This window comes from Flavobacterium frigoritolerans (assembly GCF_025847275.1).
Classification (GTDB): Bacteria; Bacteroidota; Bacteroidia; order Flavobacteriales; family Flavobacteriaceae; genus Flavobacterium; species Flavobacterium frigoritolerans.
Map to the genome: position 1 here is coordinate 164,595 of NZ_JAOZEV010000005.1, position 18,728 is coordinate 183,322.

Genomic DNA, 18,728 nt, shown 5'->3' on the forward strand with positions numbered 1-18,728 from the left:
AAAAATACAATGAAAAAAATTATCATATCATTTCTACTTATGGCTGTAACATCAGGTTACAGCCAGGAGTTAAATTTGCCAGTTTTTACACAATATCTAGCCGATAATCCATTTGTAGTATCATCAACATTTGCGGGTATTGGCGATAACTTAAGAATACGAGCCAATGGTTTAACACAATGGGTAGGTATTAAAGACGCACCAGAGAACCAATCACTTTATGCAGATTTTAGGATTTTAGACCGTTCAGGAGTAGGAATCTCGCTTTATAACGATAAGAATGGTTATACAAGACAAACAGGAGCCAAAATATCATTTGCGCATCACTTGATTCTTGATTATTATTCAAAACAATACCTGTCATTTGGTATTTCGTATAATATCAACAACTTTAAAATTAATATAAACGAGTTTTCACCAACCTACGAAAATCCACTTCCGGATCCAAGTGTTACCGATAATCGATTCGTATCTAATAACAACTTTGATGTGGGTGTTTTATACCGTAATAAGTCGTTTTATTTAAGTCTTAATGCAAGTAACATTCTAAACAAGGAAATAGATAAATTTGATGGGATAGAGCCTAATTTGCTTCGAAATTATCAAGTATATACAGGATATGTTTTTAGAGGAGCCGAAAATAATCGAATCGAGTTTGAACCATCAGTTTATTACCAATTATTTGCTGGAGATAAACGTTCAAGTACCGATTTCAACTTTAAATTCAGACAATACAACCGCTACGAAGATTACTACTGGTTAGGAGTTTCATATCGATTCTTGAACGATCAGTTCTTTCAGCCTCTGATGGTTGGACCAATGGCAGGTTTCAAGAAGTCAAATTTTTATTTTGGATATTCCTACCAAGCATCACTTAACCGTATCGGAGCGTATAATTCAGGAACACATGTCGTAACCATCGGATTCGATTTCCTTCAGGCAATTAGTAATTGTCCATGTACACAAAATCCGGTTCATGATTAATAATTAATTTAGCTAATTTTAAAGATTTGTGTTTTATTTAAAATAATTATAGAATTACAACGTTTTCGTTTATATAAACCCACGTTTTTTATTTTTATCGAATTTATTACTAAGGTAAAAGTTCTATATTTGTTATTCTTTCAAAAAAAACTAAAAAACTTACCTTAATGAAAACTTTAAAAGATTTTAATTTTAAGAATAAAAAAGCAATAATCCGTGTTGATTTTAATGTGCCATTAGATGAAAATTTTAATGTAACAGATGCAACTCGTATAGAAGCAGCTAAGCCTACAATTGATGCAATTTTAGCACAAGGAGGAAGCGTGATTTTAATGTCACACCTAGGAAGACCAAAAGGAGTTGAAGAAAAATACTCTTTAAAACATATTTTAAAAACAGCTTCAGATATCTTAGGAGTACCAGTACAATTTGCAACAAATTGTGTTGGAGAAGTAGCCAAAGATGCAGCAGCAAATTTAAAACCAGGCGAAGTATTATTACTTGAAAATTTACGTTTTCATGCCGAAGAAGAAGCAGGAGATGTTGCTTTTGCAAAAGAATTAGCATCACTAGGAGATATCTATGTAAACGATGCTTTTGGAACAGCACATAGAGCACATGCTTCAACAACAATAATTGCTCAATTTTTCCCTAACGAAAAATGTTTCGGAACATTATTGGCCAAAGAAATAGAAAGCTTAAATAAAGTACTTAAAAATAGTGAAAAACCAGTTACAGCGGTTCTAGGAGGATCTAAAGTGTCTTCGAAAATTACGGTTATCGAAAATATTTTAGATAAAGTAGATCATATGATTATTGGTGGAGGAATGACATTTACCTTCATTAAAGCACAAGGTGGTAAAGTAGGAAATTCTATTTGTGAAGATGACAAATTAGAATTAGCACTTGAAATTTTGAGATTGGCTAAAGAAAAAGGAGTTCAAATTCATATTCCAGTTGATGTTATTGCTGCAGATGATTTCTCAAATACAGCAAATACACAAATAGTAGATGTATATGCAATTCCTGATGGATGGCAAGGTCTTGATGCAGGTCCTAAATCATTAGCAAACTTTGAAAAAGTTATCATGGATTCAAAAACGATCTTATGGAATGGACCATTAGGAGTTTTCGAAATGGAATCTTTTGCTAAAGGAACAATTGCTTTAGGAGATTACATCGCTGCATCAACTGCAAATGGAGCTTTCTCACTAGTAGGAGGAGGAGATTCTGTAGCAGCTGTGAAACAATTTGGTTTCGAAGATAAAATGAGTTATGTATCTACCGGAGGCGGTGCAATGTTAGAAATGTTAGAAGGTAAAGTTTTACCTGGAATAGCAGCTATTTTGGACTAACTACCTCATTTTTAACACTTTTTAAAGAGTATTTTAGTTTGTAGTTATTAAGTTTGCAAATAATGGCATTATAATTGTTTGAAATATAGCCAGTAGAAATATACATTATGATTGTAAAAAATACCACATTATCAGTACTCCTGTTATCCACAATGGGCTTGTTTGCACAAGAAGTTGCACAAACAAATACCGTTGTAAAACCGGAAATCAAAATTTCATATTTAGATTCAGTTAAGCAATCATTCGTAAAAGACGATTATGCAATTCGCGTAGATAGTCTTTGGATGAAGGAACTAGTGAGTTTAGATATTTACGAAGATTTATCAAAAGATATCCAAACAATAAATACAGATACAAAGGTAGATTATGAATTGCCAACCGAGTTGCTAAAACAACGACTTCAGGCAATGAATGAAAAATCACCCTTTAATATTCAGTATAATCAAGGGTTGGAAAATATTATAAAGTCATTTTTAAAAAATCGTAAAAAATCATTTTCTCGATTAATGGCTTTATCAGAGTATTATTTTCCGATGTTCGAAGAAGCCTTTGCTAAACAAAACGTCCCTTTAGAAATAAAATATTTAGCCGTTGTAGAATCTGCTTTAAACCCTAAAGCAGTTTCTAAAATGGGTGCAACAGGACTTTGGCAATTTATGTACCATACAGGTAAACAGTACAATCTAAAAATAGATTCGTTTATCGATGAGCGTAGTGACCCTTTAAAAGCCTCAGCTGCAGCAGCTGATTATATGTCGAAGATGTTCAAGATTTTCGGCGATTGGGAACTAGTTTTAGCATCATATAACTCAGGCCCAGGAAACGTGTCAAAAGCGATTCGTCGATCAGGAGGAAAACAGACGTATTGGGAGATTCGTAATCACCTGCCAAAAGAAACACAAGGATATGTTCCGGCTTTTTTAGCAACAATGTATCTTTATGAATACCACAATGAACACGGAATAAATCCAGATAGAGCTGTTGTACAACACTTTGAAACAGATACTATACGGATTAAAGAAAAAATGACATTTAAGCAAATTTCAAGTTTGCTAGATGTTCCCGAAGCACAATTACAACTTTTAAATCCTTCGTATAAACTTAATGTAGTTCCGTTTTATCAAGATGAAGATCATTTCTTGAGGTTACCAAAAGAAAAAGCTTCCGTATTTGTTTCTAATGAAGATAAGATTTATGCTTATCTTGATCATGAATCAAGTCCAAAAATAAATCAAGTTCAAACATTAATTGCTAGTACTAAGACTGCTTCGCCTAAATCAACACAAACAGTTATTTCAAAAACACAACTTTATAAAGTTCGTTCAGGAGATAACTTAGGTGCAATAGCAAGTAAATACAATGTTTCGATTGTACAGTTAAAGAAATGGAATAATCTAAAAAGTAATTCAATTGCTCTGGGAAGAAATTTGAAAATTATCTCTGAGAGTAAAATTATTAAGAAAGACATTAACGAAGTAAAATTAGCTCCAGCAGTAGATAAAAAACGTACTGAAGAAGCAATAGCTAGTGTCGAAGATAAAAATACTAAAGAAGCACAACCATCACTTTATGTAGTGCAAGCAGGAGATAACTTAAGCAGTATTGCAAAGAAGCTTAATGTTTCGTTATCAGACTTAAAAGAATGGAATGGATTGAATGCAGAGAACATGGATATGATAGCTTCAATGAAAAAGCTAGTAATTCATTCAAAAGCAGAAGAATCAGATGAAATTCCAGAAATAATAGTAGCATCAAATAATATTGATTCATACAAGAAAAAAACAGCAGCTGTGAAAAACAGTGGTGTTGATTACTATGTTAAAAAAGGAGATTCGTTGTATAGTATCGCCAAAAAATATCCAGGAGTAACTATTTCGGATATTAAAAAATGGAATGATATTGAAAACGGAGATATTAAACCCGGAATGAAACTCAAAATAAACGGATAATCAAAAATTGTATATAAATTTGGGTTTTATTTCAGAACTTAACTAAAAATTAAAAATGAATAAAACCCATTTTTTATTGCTTATAATCCCATTTTTGTTTTTCTCATGTCTTAAAAAGAATGAGAAGATACATCAGCACAAGAATAGCAGTAAGATAAACACAATCTCGATTATTATAGATGATCAGTTGTGGTATGGAGAAGTAGGAGATAGTATCCGAAATAAATTTGCTGCACCAGTAATTGGGCTCATCCAAGAAGAGCCATTATTTACCATAAATCAATATCCAGCCAAAATATTAGAAGGTTTTATGACCGATGGGCGAAATATTATTGTGGTTAAAAAAACGAATGTCACTAAATTCGAAATTACAAAAAATGTTTACACATCACCACAGAATGTGTTTCGAATATCTGGAAAATCAGTTTCGGATATTATAAGTGCCTTTGAAATTCATACACCACAAATCATTCGAATTATCAGGGAAACAGAAATTGCAGAATGTCAAAGAATCAACAGTAAATCATTGTTGAATCCTGCAATCCTCAATAATAAGTTTCACATAAAGCTAGATGTTCCAACAGGATATAATTACGTATTGCATAAACGTAATTTTATTTGGCTAAAAAAAGAAATGGTAAGCGGAAGTACAAGCTTACTTATTTATCAAGTTCCAATAAGTAATATTACCAAGAACTCCGATATTGTGGGTAACATTGTTAGAATGCGAGATTCAGTAGGAAGGTATATTAAAGGCAGAGAACCAAATACCCGAATGATTACGGAAGAAGCGTATGCTCCCTATTTTTCTAAAATTAGCATTGACGGAAAAAATGCTTATGAAACCAAAGGAACCTGGGATTTGAGAAATGATTTTATGACAGGACCATTTATTAATTATGCAATTATTGATAAAGCTTATAATCGAATATTGGTTCTTGAAGGATTTTGTTATTCCCCTTCACATGAAGAACGAGATTCGATGTTAGAGCTAGAAGCCATTATTAAATCGGTTAAAATTAACAACCGATAATATTCTTTATTATAAAATCAGATTATACTATTACGTATGAAACCAATTTGGAAAATTAAGCCGTTTGAGGCATTAACTGTTCACGAATTACACGATACCCTCAAATTAAGAAGTGAAGTCTTTGTTGTGGAGCAAAACTGCGTTTATTTAGACCTTGATGGGAAAGACAAACTTGCTTTGCACCTAATGGGTGAATATGAAGGTAAAATTGTGGCGCATGCACGTCTTTTTGATGCAGGAATTAGCTTTGATAATGCTTCAATAGGAAGAGTTGTTGTAAGCCCTGATTATCGTGATAAAAAATGGGGACATGATTTAATGACAGAAGCAATTGCAGGAGTCAAAACCCATTTTGATAAGACAGATATCACAATCGGAGCACAATTATATTTGAAAAAATTCTATGAAAGCCACGGTTTTATACAAACCAGCGAAATGTATCTGGAAGATGATATCCCACATATAGAGATGGTGAGAAAGTAAATTATATAAAAAACCCAAAATCAATGATTTTGGGTTTTTTAGTATTACATCTTTAAGATAGATTTATATTCCGTTTGATTGTTTAAAACTCCAACAGCTTTTTTAATCTCTGAGTTGTTTTTAATGTAGTATTGGTATAAACCTTCTTGATATTGATATCTTTTTATTAACTCTTCCAGAATTAGATTTTTGATTTCTTTTTGGTTCTTGTCAAGTAAAGTAGTTTCGCTTTTTTCAAGAGCATTCAATAATTGCTGATATTCTGAAGTAATAGTTTCGTCTATTTTTTCTTTTTTGGCTGCAGCCAATGTATTCTTTAAAGCGACTTCCGTTTCTGTATCAAAAGTAATTTTATTCGTTTTTAAAAACTGTTTGAAGCTATTATAATCAGCATCAGTTAGGGTAGGAATTTGAGTTCCTAGATTAGGATTTTTATAATAGTAACTTGTAGCATAGTCAAAAATTCCGTCATTTTTTAATAAAGCGTTGGTAATAGCACTCAATTTGGCTTCCTCTAATTCGATATCTGGCATAACCCCACCGCCATCATAAACAGTTCTGCCTTTTCTGGTTTTAAAAGCATTAAAGTTTTTAGCATCTGTTTTTGTAGCTACACCATTTTTGTCTTTATGGGCATAGTCTAGAGCCTGAATACAACGACCAGAAGGAGTATAGTAGCGAGAAATAGTTACTTTTAACTGAGTTCCATAAGTAAGATCAACAGAACGTTGTACAAGGCCTTTTCCAAAACTGCGGCTTCCAAGAACAACAGCACGGTCTAAATCTTGCAAAGCTCCCGAAACAATTTCGGATGCCGAAGCACTTCTTCCGTTAACCAAAATGGCCAATGGAATTTGAGTATCAATAGGTTCTTTTGTCGTTTTATAGGTGTTATTGTGTTTTTCGATTCTCGATTTAGTAGTTACAATAACTTCATTTTTTGGAACAAAAAGATTGCAAATATTTACAGCTTCATTTAGGAGTCCACCAGGATTTCCTCTTAAATCCAAAACAATCTGAGTGGCACCATCACGTTTAAGCTGTTCTAATGCACTTTGAGTTTCGGCAGAAGCTTTACGGCTAAAATGAGCCAAAACAATATAACCAGTTTTAGCATCTATCATTCCAAAGAAAGGAACCGATTTAATATCAATTTCATTCAGAATAATATCGGTAGTATTTGTTTTTCCCTGACGAAGATATTTAATGGCAATTTTGGTGTTTTTGGCACCTTTAAGCAATTGTGAAGCATCGTCTTTAAAATCAGCAATTAATACATCGCCAATCTGAATAATTTCGTCACCCGCTTTTAGCCCAGCTTTATCAGCAGGATAATCTTTATACGGCTCTTTTATAATTAACCGGTCGGCCTTACGAGTAATCAAAGCGCCAATTCCTGTGTATTCTCCAGTATTGTTAATTTTAAAATTTATAACATCTTGTTCGTTAAAGTAAACAGTATAAGGATCTAAACTCCCTAACATACTCTTAATGGCTTTATCCATTAAATCACCAGGATTGGTTTCGTCTACATAATTCGTGTTAACAGCTTTAAATAAGGTTGTGAAGATTTCTATTTGTTTGGCAATTTCAAAGAAGTCATCTTTGAAGCTGGTTCCAATGAATAAAAATGCAGCTGCAACAATAGGGATTATAATTTTTTTTTTGAAAAACGTGACCATGTTTGTGATTTATCTTAAATTTCAGAGTACTAAAATAAGAATAAATCAGCAACATTAACGTGAGTCTGTAGCGAAACACGTTTTGCAATGTCAAAAGTTATTGAATAACGTCGTTTTCTAAATCTGTTTTAGCTTCAGGAGCAGGATTTGGGTTTATCTGAAGTAAAAATTTTTCAAACAATTGAATCGTTTTGGTGTTGATTTCGTTATAAGACAACCTGTCTTTTGTCTGATAAAAGAACATAAACGAATAGGGCTTGTCTAAATTATCAAGCAAAATGTGCTTGTTCAATCGGTAGGTTTCACGTAAAACGCGTTTGAAGTAATTGCGATCAACGGCTTTTTTGAAATATTTTTTGGATACCGAAACCCCCATTTTTATTTTCTCATCTTGCTTTATATCACCCGAATAATAAACTAATCGCAACGGATATTTAGAAACTGATTTTCCTTCAGAAAATAGTAGTCCAATTGTTGTTTTGCTTTTTAAGCGTTCGTTTTTTGGGTAAGTAAAGCTCATCTTTTAATTTAGGAAAATACTGTGAATTATGCAACAAAGGTACAATTTAACAACTAACCTATTATTATTTGGGATTTAATTAGCGCTAAAAATATATTTATTACTTTTGCAGCTAATTTTTTAAGCATGCAAAAACTAATTTCATACCCTATATCCGTTGTTTATTATTTGTGTTTTGGATTTTGCCTAGCAATTTTCCATCCGATTCAATGGGTTTGTCTTAATGTTTTTGGCTACCAAGCGCATAAAAAAAGTGTTGATTATCTTAACTTCTTTTTGATAAAATGTACTAATCTTATAGGTACAACTTATAAATTCGAGAATAGGGAGTTAATTCCGAAAGGAGTTCCTATTATTTTTGTCTCAAATCATCAAAGTATGTATGATATTGTGGCAATGATTTGGTATTTACGTCGTTTTCATTGTAAATTTGTAAGTAAGAAAGAGTTAGGCTCAGGAATACCAAGTGTATCATATAATTTACGTCATGGAGGTTCAGTCCTAATTGACCGAAAAGATCCAAAACAAGCCATTCCGGCAATTAAAGGATTGTCTGAATATATTGAAAAATACAATCGTGCTGCCGTAATCTTCCCCGAAGGCACTCGCAGTAAAACCGGAAAACCTAAGGAATTTGCACAAAACGGTTTGAAAATATTATGCAAATATGCACCATCAGCATATGTTGTACCCGTTAGTATTAATAACTCATGGAAAATGGTAAAATTTGGCTTTTTTCCCGTGGGTTTAGGAAATCATCTTACCTTTACCATTCATAAACCGTTAGCAGTGAAAGATTATGATTTTGCAACGATAATGAATAAGTCGGAAAAGGCTGTAGTAGAAGGAGTTAAAATTTAAATTATATAAAATGTCTATAAAGAACATTCGATTAGAAGTAATGCAGTTTTTAGAGAAAAACGTAGACAGCTTCGTTGAACAGTATTTAATACCTGTTGAAAAGATTTGGCAGCCGTCAGATTTTTTACCTAATTCTGAAAAAGATACTTTTTTTGAAGAAGTAAAAGAACTACGCGAAATAGCCAAAGATTTACCATACGATTTTTGGGTAACTTTAGTTGGTGATACCATTACCGAAGAGGCTTTACCTACTTATGAATCATGGTTAATGGATGTGGAAGGTATCAATCAAGTTGAAAATGGTGGAAATGGATGGTCTAAATGGATCAGACAATGGACAGGTGAAGAAAATCGCCATGGTGACTTACTAAACAAATATTTGTATTTGTCAGGTCGTGTGAACATGCGCGAGATAGAAATGACTACCCAGCATTTAATCAACGATGGTTTTGATATCGGAACTGGAACAGATCCATACAAAAACTTTGTATATACTAGTTTTCAGGAGCTTGCAACTTATGTTTCGCATAACAGAGTGGCACAAATGGCTAAGAAATATGGAGATAACAAATTGTCTAAAATGTGTAAAATGATTGCTGGTGACGAAATGCGTCATCATCATGCATATAGCGAATTTGTTACACGTATTTTTCAAGTAGATCCTAGCGAAATGATGCTTGCTTTTCAATATATGATGAAAGCAAAAATCGTTATGCCTGCACACTTTTTGAGAGAATCAGGACAAAAAATAAGTTCTGCTTTCGAACAATTCTCTGATTCAGCACAGCGTATTGGTGTTTACACTGCTAGTGATTATGTTGATATCATGCAAAAATTAATTGACAAATGGGAGATTGACAAAATTGGTGGTCTTACAGATGAAGCAGAAAAAGCACGTGATTATTTGATGAAATTACCTGGAAGAATGGCAAAAATTTCTGAAAGATTAGTTATTCCTCAAGAATCACATATCTTTAAATGGGTAGAGCCAGCTAGACTTTAAATTTCTGATTTTAGAGTTTAGATTTAAAATTGAATTTCGACTTTGAAAAAGATCTTTAAAAAATATAAATATTTATGTTGATTGTTAGGGTTTTCAAGACTTTGACAATCAACATTTTTTATTTAGAATAGAGATTAACCACTTGAGTGTAATCACTGCGTTTGTTTGCATTGCTCGGTTCGTTAAGATTTTATTCAACACATAGAGACATAGATTTTATTTGTAAAAAATAATACAAAAAGAAATTTATTTCTTTAACATAGCTAGCTATGTGCATTTAAAATAAGTGAAACGCCTTTTTAGAGATTACAAAACATATGTCTCTATGCGCAAATTATTATACCCAACAGGTTTAGATTTAATCTATCTGTTTAAATCCGCTTAATCTGCATAACCTGCATGCTATTTTAGTCTTGCAGAGAAGCATTAATTAAATACATGAATATGAATAATTCTGACTTAATAAACAAAACAATCACTTTTGTAAAAGAAAAGCTAAATGATGCCGAAGGAGGGCATGATTGGTTTCATATCGAACGAGTATATAAAAATGCACTTTTAATTGCTGAAAACACTCCTTGTGACAGTACAGTGGTGAAATTAGGAGCTTTGTTACATGATATCGCCGATAGTAAGTTTCATAATGGTGATGAGACAATCGGGCCTAGAACAGCGCGGTTATTTCTGGAATCAGAGAATGCTTCTGAAGAGATTATAACACATGTCGTAAAGATTATCGAAAACATATCATACAAAGGAGGTAATTTTGAGAAAAAATTTAGCTCTATCGAATTGGATATCGTACAAGATGCAGATCGTTTAGATGCCATTGGCGCTATTGGGATTGCAAGAGCATTTCATTATGGAGGATTTAAGGATAGAACTATCTATGATCCTAGTATTACTCCTGTTACCAATATGACTAAAGAAGAATATAAAAAGAATAACGCACCAACAATTAATCATTTTTATGAGAAATTATTGTTACTGAAAGATAAAATGAATACAGCAACAGGAAAAGAAATCGCAGCCGAAAGACATCGTTTTATGGAAACATTCCTTTCACAGTTTTATGCAGAGTGGGAAGGGGCAAAATAGTGGTCAGTTTCTAGAATCAGTTTTCAGCGGTTGTATTGTATTTTTTAGTTTAAGTAAACGATGAAAAAGAGATACTTCATTTAGTAAAAAAAAGAGAGCCAAAGTTTATCAATTAACTTTGGCTCTCTTTTTTTATTCTTTGATACTGTATAGTATTTTTTGAAAATCAGCTTTGTATTTGTCTTTGTTCTCTAAGGATGACCAAGATAAGACTTTGTAATAAGCGGTTTTGGTTTCTACAATTCCAACAAAGTAGTAAATACTATTATTGATTTCTTTATCAAAATAGCTTGCATCAGACTCTATAAAGTTCATATCGCCTTTTTTTGTTAATTTTGATTTAGACACGGTTCTTTTTTCTTCATCTTTTAAAAAGTCCTTGATGAAATCTTCATAAAAATCAGAAATAGAAGTGTAATTCATATCAAGTAGGCCTAATTCTTCTTTAGTGTCAAAAATAACTATTCCGTAAATGTCTTTTACTTCGTTTTTATATTGTATCGCTGCAGAACTGTTTAAGTCAGCAGTCTTACCCATATAATCAGGGATGCTTATATTAAATGTATGTCCAGCTTTGTACTCTTTCATAGTGGTTTGAGCAAAATTTGCAGTACTCATTAAAAGAGAAGCCATTAAAAATAAAGATGTTACGGTAGTTTTCATTAGGTGAATTTATTGGTTGGTTTAGGTTAAAATGATAATTTTTTTCAGGTACAAATGCACTGTGGTGTGTTTCTACACAATGCCTTTTTCGATCATCTCTAGCATTACAGGAGATGCATTTTTAAAGGTAGGTGCTTGCTCGATAATACTTCCTACATTTTTTTTGTTCACTTTAAAAGTAATATCAGCATCCGTTGTAAACAATAAAGCGGTAAGAAATGGATTTTTGATGTAAGGAGCTAGCACAATAAAAGCTTCGTCAAGCGTATGAAAACTTTCTATTTCTTCAGTTTTATAACGAGCTGTAAGAGAAACACCATAAGTAGTATCGTCTTCGTTAATGATAAGGCGAACATATATGTTTTTTATTTCGGTATCACCAATAGTTTTAGCCAATGTTAGTTTAGCAAAAGTTCCGCTCTGGATACTTTCTTTTACTTTTTGCCAAAACTCGTTTAATATGGGTTCGTAAGACATGATTTTGTTTTATAATTGTTGTTGAATGTTTTTTAACCGCAAAGAGTACAATACCGAAGATTCGGAATACGCAAAGTTCGCAAAGCTTTATCTAAATTTTTCTTTGCGCTTTTTGCGGTTAATAAAAATCTATTTTCCTGTAAATACTGCTTTTCTTTTTTCTAAAAATGCAGTAGTTCCTTCGATGAAATCTTTAGTTCCGAAGCATTTTCCGAAAGATTTTATTTCTACCTCATAACCGTTTTTGCCATCTTTATAATTAGCATTTATAGCTTTAATTGCTTTAGAAATAGCAATTGGAGCGTTCTTGATTATCTTTTCTGCAATACCGTTGCAATAAGTAATTAGTTCAGCTTGAGGTACTACGTGGTTTACTAATCCGTATTGTTTTGCTTCTTCAGCGTTAAGCATTCCTGCAGTCATAATCATTTCCATTGCACGACCTTTACCAATAAGTTGAGGCAAACGTTGTGTTCCTCCATATCCTGGTATAAGACCTAGAGAAACTTCTGGTAATCCCATTTTTGCATTATCAGAAGCAATTCTGAAATGACAAGCCATTGCTAATTCTAATCCTCCACCAAGAGCAAAACCGTTAACAGCAGCAATAACTGGTTTCTTAAGGTTTTCGATAAAATCAAATAATTTTTCTTGACCATCTGCCGCCAAAGCAGTTCCTTCTTCGATAGTATAATTAGCAAATTCTGAGATATCAGCACCAGCTACAAATGCTTTTTCTCCACTTCCAGTTAAAACAATCACACGAACATCATTGTTTTTTGCTAATAGTTTAAATGCTTTTTGTAAATCATTAATTGTCTTTTTGTTCAAAGCATTAAGCTTAGTTGGACGATTAATTGTAATTGTTGCAATTTTCTCTTCGATTGAGATTAGTATATTTTCGTAGTTCATGATACTGTTGTTTTATGAGTTTGTAATTGGTAATGTAACCGTAAACGTGGTTCCTTTTCCATATTCTGTTTCAAAGGTAATTGTTCCTTTATAATTTTCGATGATGTTTTTTATAATTCCAAGACCAAGACCCATTCCGCTGTTCTTGGTGGTAAATTTTGGTTCAAAAACGCGATCTACATCTTGCTTTTGTATTCCTATTCCGTTGTCTTTTACAGTAATTTCAACATTGTCACCTTTCCTTTTTACTGTAACCAGAATCGATTTGTTGTTTTGGATTTCAGGAATAGCTTGAGTAGCATTTTTAACCAAATTGGTTATAATTCGGATAAGCTGAGTTCGATCCATTTTCGAAATAATTTCCTCTTCATCGCTTTGAAAAATAAGGTATTCTTCATTAAAGATATCCAGTGAAAGCTCTACAACTTCTACAACATTTAATGTTTCATTTTGTTGGGCAGGCATCGAAGCAAAATTTGAAAATGCCGAAGCTACAGCAGTCATAGTATCTATTTGCTGAATTAATGTTTCGGAATAATCATTTAGTTTTTGTTTAACATCAGGAGCTGTAGGGTCAAATTTTCTTTGAAAACTCTGTACTGTTAAACGCATTGGCGTAAGTGGATTTTTAATTTCGTGTGCAACTTGTTTTGCCATTTCGCGCCAAGCTTCTTCACGTTCGCTTTGAGCTAGTTTTATAGCACTTTTTTCGAGCTTTTCCACCATTCCGTTGTAAGACTTGATCAAGAAATTAATCTCCTTACTGCTCGCTTCCAAAACAATCTTTTCATTTTTCTGATTCAGATTGGTTTCACTTAGTTTGTCCGAAATAGTTTTTAGCGATTTGGTAATATAGGTTGATAAGAAATAGGCTAAGGCAAAGGCAACAATAAGCATAAATGAATATACCTGCCCTAAACGAATCAGGAAAGTGTTTAATTCATTCTCATAATAACCATCATCTTCTATGTAGGGTAGGTTTAAAATACCAAGTGGCTTGAATTTCTCGTCTTTAATCAAACTATATGAAGAACGATTTTTTACGCCATCTTGAGTTTTTATATCTACAAAACGTTTTTCTATAGAAGAGCGTACTAGTTTTAAGATGTATTCTGGGATTGGCGGAGAGACTTTATCAACGGCAAAGGATTCTTTGGATGATTTTAAAAGTTCTCCTTTAAGGCTATAGATATTGATTTCGATATTATGAATTTGGGCTAATTCATGAATCTTATCTTTAAAAATTAAATCTAAGTTAGCAGTTTTTAAAGGATAGGTTGTTGTAGATAACACATAGTTGATGTGTTCTTTTACCGCATTTTCTTTGCGTTCCAAACGCTCTTGATGATATTCTTTGGCTTCATTCTTAAATTGAATGATCGAAATCGAAGCCAATAAAACAGAAGCAACAACAATCAATACAATCATTGAAAGGAATATCCTTACACGCAACGAAAGCATCGACATTTTGAAGTTGTTAAACATACGTTTTTGTTTTCTTTGTTTCAAGTTTCAGGTTTTCAGTACCAGCACTCCGCCCCAGATTGAACTGAAAACTGTGACTGAAAACGGGTAGTAACTACTTCTTTTTTTCTCTAATTCTTTTGTAAAATTGAAAACCCAGCATGATTAAAACAGAGAATAATATAATTCCGATTACGCCATAAATCCAGTTTACTGCATTTTTTAAAACAACCAAAAACACTACAGAGAATAAGATTATTGTAGCGCCTTCATTCCACAAACGCATGAAATTGTTGGTGTGTTTTACCTCGTCATTTTGTAATTGCTTAAAAATCTGATGGCATTTTCCGTGATATAAATATAATAAAAATACGAAGCAAAGTTTTACGTGCATCCATGGCATTTGTAACCATGATTTACCTAAATCGGTAAAAAACAGCATCCAGAAAGCAAATATACTTGCCAAAACAGCTGATGGCCAAGTAATAATATACCACAATCGATACGTCATTATCTTGTATTGCTTTTGCAAAATTTCTTTCTCTGGCGATGGTTTATCGTTGGCTTCGATTTGATAAACAAATAATCGAACGATATAAAACAATCCAGCAAACCAAGTGATTACAAAGATGAGGTGTAGCGATTTCAGGTAGTTGTAATATTCCATAAAACGTATCTATAGGAGTTTTCTAGTTTTTATTTTGCCAATCTTTAATCCAGTTACTTACCGTTACACACCATTCATCATCATCGTTTAAACAAGGAATGGCAAGGAATTCTTCACCGCCATTTTCTTGAAAATCTTCTTTGGCGCGCATTGCAATTTCTTCAAGTGTTTCTAAACAATCCGAAACAAATGCAGGCGTTACAACTGCTAAGTTCTTGATTCCTTTAGCAGGCATTTTGTTAATTTCAATATCGGTATAAGGTTCTAACCATTTGTCACCCGCCAATCGTGATTGGAAAGTTAAACTGTATTTATCGGCAGGAAGTCCTAATAACTTCACAACTTGTCTTGTAGTTTCATAACATTGGTGACGGTAGCAAAAATCATGTGCTGGAGATGGAGTATTACAACATGAACCATCGATTTTACAATGTGATTTTGTTACATCGGTTTTGCGGATATGACGTTCCGGAATTCCGTGGTATGAAAACAATAAATGGTCATAATCAAACCCAACTAAATTTCTTTGGATAGAATCAGCAAGGTTTTTAATGTAATCTGGTTTGTTGTAAAATGCAGGAACATCAGTAAAAGTCATTTGTGGAAACTTCTTTTTACGAATTTCTTCAGCTTTCACCAAAATTGTCAAAGTCGATGCCATTGCATATTGCGGATACAAAGGGAAAAGCAATACTTCGGTCACACCTTTTTCATGTAATTCTTGTAATCCTTTTTCAATTGTCATGCTACCATAACGCATTGCCAATGATACAGGAACATCTACTAGAGGTTGAATTTTCTTTTGCATTCTTTCTGAAAGAACAACAAGAGGAGAACCTTCATCCCACCAAATTTTTTCGTAAGCATGTGCTGATTCTTCAGGTCTTTTTCTTAAGATGATTCCACGAACTAATAAAGCTCTCAACAAATACGGAACGTCAATTACGTATTTATCCATTAAAAATTCATCTAAATATGGTTTTACATCTTTTGGAGTTGGACTTTCGGGTGAACCCAGATTTACTAATAATACGCCTTTCATTATGATTTTCTTGCTTTAGGCTTTAAGCTTTAGGCTTTAAGCATTTGTTTGTTTAAATTTTCGTCAAAAGTATGTAATACAACTTTTTAGAAATATGATAAATATTATTTTTTATTTATGTTTTGATATAGAAAATTGATATTGATTTTAAATATTTGTATTTATCGACATCAAATATTTTTTTGGAGTTGTTGCAAATTTCTTTTTAAACGCTGCAATGAAATGGCTTCCAGTACTATATCCTATTTTCAGGCCTACTTCGTTTACATTATATGAACCGCTGTCAAGTAATTTTCGGGCATAGTCCATTTTATAATCAAATAAAAACCCATAAACCGTATCGCCGTAAATTTGCTTGAAACCCATTTTTAGTTTCTTCAAATTTAAACCAATTTCATCTGCTAACTCTTGTAAACCCGGTGGTTCGGCCATATTAGCAATAATGATTTCTTTGGCTTTTCGTATTTTTAAAACATTGTCTTCATCGATTAAAAACGGACATTGTTCTGCATTTGGATCTTCTGTTCTATTAAAGTATAAACTCAATAATTCGTATCCTTTGCCTTTGTAATACAGGTTTTTTATAGATGGATGTAAATTATAATGAAATAGTTGGCTCAGGACAATTGCCATTGATGGACTAATATTTCCTTCGTTATAATATTTTTTATCCTTGTTGTCAGCACTCAAAAAAGTTATGTAATCAGCTTCAGTAGAGAATAATGCATGAAATTTCTTAATAGAAACTATTACAGATATAACCCAAGAATTAGGAGCGAGTTCTAAATGAAGCGGCAATTCTTTTTGAGGATTGTATAAAAGCAGTGATTTTTCTTCTTGTAGTTCCAATGCATAATTACCTTGATTGAACAGGAATTTTGCTTTTCCTTTTATACCAAAGTGAAACTGTATCAGGCCACTACCGATTTCTCGTTGGGCATTAAATACCTCCGAACTGTCATTCTGGAATCGAATAAGCGTAAAGTCATCTTCAATTTTTATAATTTCTTGAGAACTCATAGCGATATTTTTTTTTGTTTAAAATGAAAGTTAATGTAAAATCTTATTTAGAATAACTCTAAATAAAACAATTCGAAAGACTTGATTTTGCTACAAAAATAACGTTTTTTGCATAATTACAACCAATTAGAATTAAAAAAACACATAGCGACACAAAAAGTACTTTGAGCGTTACTTTTATAAATAGTATAATGATAATTTTGTTGCACTTTTATGATAAGGGTATCTATGGAAAATAATAACGTATCGAAACATCACTATTTTTATTCAGTTGGACTGAGCTATAAAAAGGCCGATGCTGCGATTAGAGGTAAGTTTAGTTTAGACGCTGATGCAAAAATGCGTCTGCTAGAACAAGCCAAAAATGAGGGAATTGAAAGTTTAATAGTTACGTCTACTTGTAATCGTACCGAAATATATGGGTTTGCCGAGCACCCTTTTCAACTTATAAAATTGATTTGCGAAAACAGTAATGGCTCTATCGAAGAATTTCAAAGAGTAGGTTTCGTATATAAAAATCATGAAGCAATTAATCATCTCTTTAAAGTAGGAACTGGTTTAGACAGTCAGATTTTGGGAGATTTCGAAATTATTGCTCAAATAAAATCAAGCTTCACACAATCAAAATCTTTTGGTTTAGCCAATACTTTTATCGAAAGATTAGTAAACGCAGTGATTCAGGCAAGTAAAAAAATCAAAAATGAAACCGAAATAAGTTCAGGTGCCACTTCAGTATCTTTTGCTTCGGTTCAATATATTATAAAAAACGTAGAAGATATCGGTAACAAAAATATCTTGTTGTTTGGTACAGGAAAGATTGGGAGAAATACATGTGAAAATTTAGTTAAACATACTAAAAACGAACATATTACTTTAATAAATCGTACTAAAGATAAAGCCGAAAAACTAGCTGGGAAATTAAATTTAATTGTAAAAGATTATTCAGAGTTACATCTTGAACTACAAAAGGCCGATGTTGTTGTTGTAGCAACAGGAGCGCAAAACCCTACAGTTGATAAAGCAATCCTAAATCTTAAAAAACCATTATTGATTCTGGATTTATCGATTCCTAAGAATGTGAATGAAAATGTAGAAGAACTGGAAGGAGTTACTTTAATTCACATGGATTATTTATCACAACTTACAGATGAAACATTAGAGAATCGTAAAAAACACATCCCTGCTGCCGAAGCTATCATTGAAGAAATTAAGGAAGAATTTGTAACCTGGACAAAAGGAAGAAAATTTGCACCAACGATCAATGCTTTGAAAGAAAAACTAAATGCGATAAAGAATTCAGAATTGGATTTTCAAAGTAAAAAAATAGCTGATTTTAATGAGGAACAAGCCGAAATTATCAGCGCAAGAATCATCCAGAAAATTACAACCCATTTTGCCAATCACCTTAAAGATGATAATACTATGGTAGATGAAAGTATCGAATGGATTGAAAAAGTATTTAAACTAAGCCCAAGTTCTTAGAAATTTATATAACACTTCGTTTCTTTAAACGAT

At 32.6% G+C, this 18,728-nt stretch carries 18 protein-coding genes; 9 read left to right on the forward strand and 9 right to left on the reverse strand.

All coding sequences use genetic code 11. The features are described 5' to 3' along the window. Positions 1–9: 9 nt before the first annotated feature. The 5 genes from OIU80_RS08670 to OIU80_RS08690 all read left to right on the forward strand — a co-directional run bounded on the left by OIU80_RS08670 (position 10) and on the right by OIU80_RS08690 (position 5,804). Complete coding sequence (locus OIU80_RS08670; RefSeq protein ID WP_264286635.1) at positions 10–984, forward strand: PorP/SprF family type IX secretion system membrane protein; 975 nt, start codon at positions 10–12, stop codon at positions 982–984. A 167-nt stretch (positions 985–1,151) separates the two neighbouring features. Continuing rightward, positions 1,152–2,339 carry a phosphoglycerate kinase gene (locus tag OIU80_RS08675; RefSeq protein WP_264286636.1) on the forward strand — a complete coding sequence of 396 codons (1,188 nt, stop codon included), beginning with the start codon at positions 1,152–1,154 and terminating at the stop codon, positions 2,337–2,339. Positions 2,340–2,446: 107 nt separating this feature from the next. Further along, entirely contained in the window at positions 2,447–4,288 is a 1,842-nt protein-coding gene (locus OIU80_RS08680) for a LysM peptidoglycan-binding domain-containing protein (protein WP_264286637.1), read from the forward strand. Positions 4,289–4,343: 55 nt separating this feature from the next. After that, positions 4,344–5,321 (forward strand): DUF4837 family protein, encoded by a 978-nt coding sequence (locus tag OIU80_RS08685; protein ID WP_264286638.1) that lies wholly within the window; start codon positions 4,344–4,346, stop codon positions 5,319–5,321. A gap of 36 nt (positions 5,322–5,357) precedes the next feature. Then, on the forward strand, positions 5,358–5,804 hold the full coding sequence (locus OIU80_RS08690) for a GNAT family N-acetyltransferase (RefSeq protein ID WP_264286639.1): 447 nt from the start codon (positions 5,358–5,360) through the stop codon (positions 5,802–5,804). A 44-nt stretch (positions 5,805–5,848) separates the two neighbouring features. Here OIU80_RS08690 and OIU80_RS08695 read toward each other — a convergent pair whose 3' ends face one another. Continuing rightward, entirely contained in the window at positions 5,849–7,486 is a 1,638-nt protein-coding gene (locus OIU80_RS08695) for a S41 family peptidase (protein ID WP_264286640.1), read from the reverse strand. Positions 7,487–7,583: 97 nt separating this feature from the next. Then, complete coding sequence (gene rnpA, locus OIU80_RS08700) at positions 7,584–8,006, reverse strand: ribonuclease P protein component (protein ID WP_264286641.1); 423 nt, start codon at positions 8,004–8,006, stop codon at positions 7,584–7,586. Positions 8,007–8,132: 126 nt separating this feature from the next. Here rnpA and OIU80_RS08705 point away from each other — a divergent pair, with 126 nt between their 5' ends. The 3 genes from OIU80_RS08705 to OIU80_RS08715 all read left to right on the forward strand — a co-directional run bounded on the left by OIU80_RS08705 (position 8,133) and on the right by OIU80_RS08715 (position 10,968). After that, positions 8,133–8,867, forward strand: a complete 735-nt coding sequence (locus OIU80_RS08705; RefSeq protein ID WP_264286642.1) for a lysophospholipid acyltransferase family protein — start codon at positions 8,133–8,135, stop codon at positions 8,865–8,867. 10 nt (positions 8,868–8,877) lie between these two features. Next, complete coding sequence (locus OIU80_RS08710) at positions 8,878–9,870, forward strand: acyl-ACP desaturase (protein WP_264286643.1); 993 nt, start codon at positions 8,878–8,880, stop codon at positions 9,868–9,870. 444 nt (positions 9,871–10,314) lie between these two features. Then, positions 10,315–10,968 (forward strand): HD domain-containing protein, encoded by a 654-nt coding sequence (locus OIU80_RS08715; protein WP_264286644.1) that lies wholly within the window; start codon positions 10,315–10,317, stop codon positions 10,966–10,968. Positions 10,969–11,100: 132 nt separating this feature from the next. On the opposite strand, the gene OIU80_RS08720 is transcribed toward OIU80_RS08715, so the two are convergent. The 7 genes from OIU80_RS08720 to OIU80_RS08750 all read right to left on the reverse strand — a co-directional run bounded on the left by OIU80_RS08720 (position 11,101) and on the right by OIU80_RS08750 (position 17,213). Beyond that, positions 11,101–11,631 (reverse strand): hypothetical protein, encoded by a 531-nt coding sequence (locus OIU80_RS08720; RefSeq protein ID WP_264286645.1) that lies wholly within the window; start codon positions 11,629–11,631, stop codon positions 11,101–11,103. Between the two features lie 72 nt (positions 11,632–11,703). Next, positions 11,704–12,108: a hypothetical protein gene (locus tag OIU80_RS08725; RefSeq protein ID WP_264286646.1), complete on the reverse strand. Its 405-nt coding sequence runs from the start codon at positions 12,106–12,108 to the stop codon at positions 11,704–11,706. Positions 12,109–12,237: 129 nt separating this feature from the next. Next, complete coding sequence (locus tag OIU80_RS08730) at positions 12,238–13,020, reverse strand: enoyl-CoA hydratase/isomerase family protein (RefSeq protein ID WP_264286647.1); 783 nt, start codon at positions 13,018–13,020, stop codon at positions 12,238–12,240. 12 nt (positions 13,021–13,032) lie between these two features. Continuing rightward, the gene (locus OIU80_RS08735) at positions 13,033–14,448 is read right to left on the reverse strand and encodes an ATP-binding protein (protein WP_264286768.1); all 1,416 of its coding nucleotides are present in this window, start codon (positions 14,446–14,448) and stop codon (positions 13,033–13,035) included. A 151-nt stretch (positions 14,449–14,599) separates the two neighbouring features. Beyond that, positions 14,600–15,151, reverse strand: coding sequence for a CopD family protein (locus OIU80_RS08740; RefSeq protein WP_264286648.1), 552 nt, complete (start codon positions 15,149–15,151; stop codon positions 14,600–14,602). Between the two features lie 22 nt (positions 15,152–15,173). Continuing rightward, entirely contained in the window at positions 15,174–16,193 is a 1,020-nt protein-coding gene (gene hemH / locus OIU80_RS08745) for a ferrochelatase (RefSeq protein ID WP_264286649.1), read from the reverse strand. A 147-nt stretch (positions 16,194–16,340) separates the two neighbouring features. Continuing rightward, complete coding sequence (locus OIU80_RS08750; RefSeq protein ID WP_264286650.1) at positions 16,341–17,213, reverse strand: helix-turn-helix domain-containing protein; 873 nt, start codon at positions 17,211–17,213, stop codon at positions 16,341–16,343. A 228-nt stretch (positions 17,214–17,441) separates the two neighbouring features. On the opposite strand from OIU80_RS08750, the gene hemA reads away from it, so the two are divergent. Then, on the forward strand, positions 17,442–18,695 hold the full coding sequence (hemA, locus tag OIU80_RS08755; RefSeq protein ID WP_264286651.1) for a glutamyl-tRNA reductase: 1,254 nt from the start codon (positions 17,442–17,444) through the stop codon (positions 18,693–18,695). The last annotated feature ends 33 nt before the right edge of the window (positions 18,696–18,728 follow it).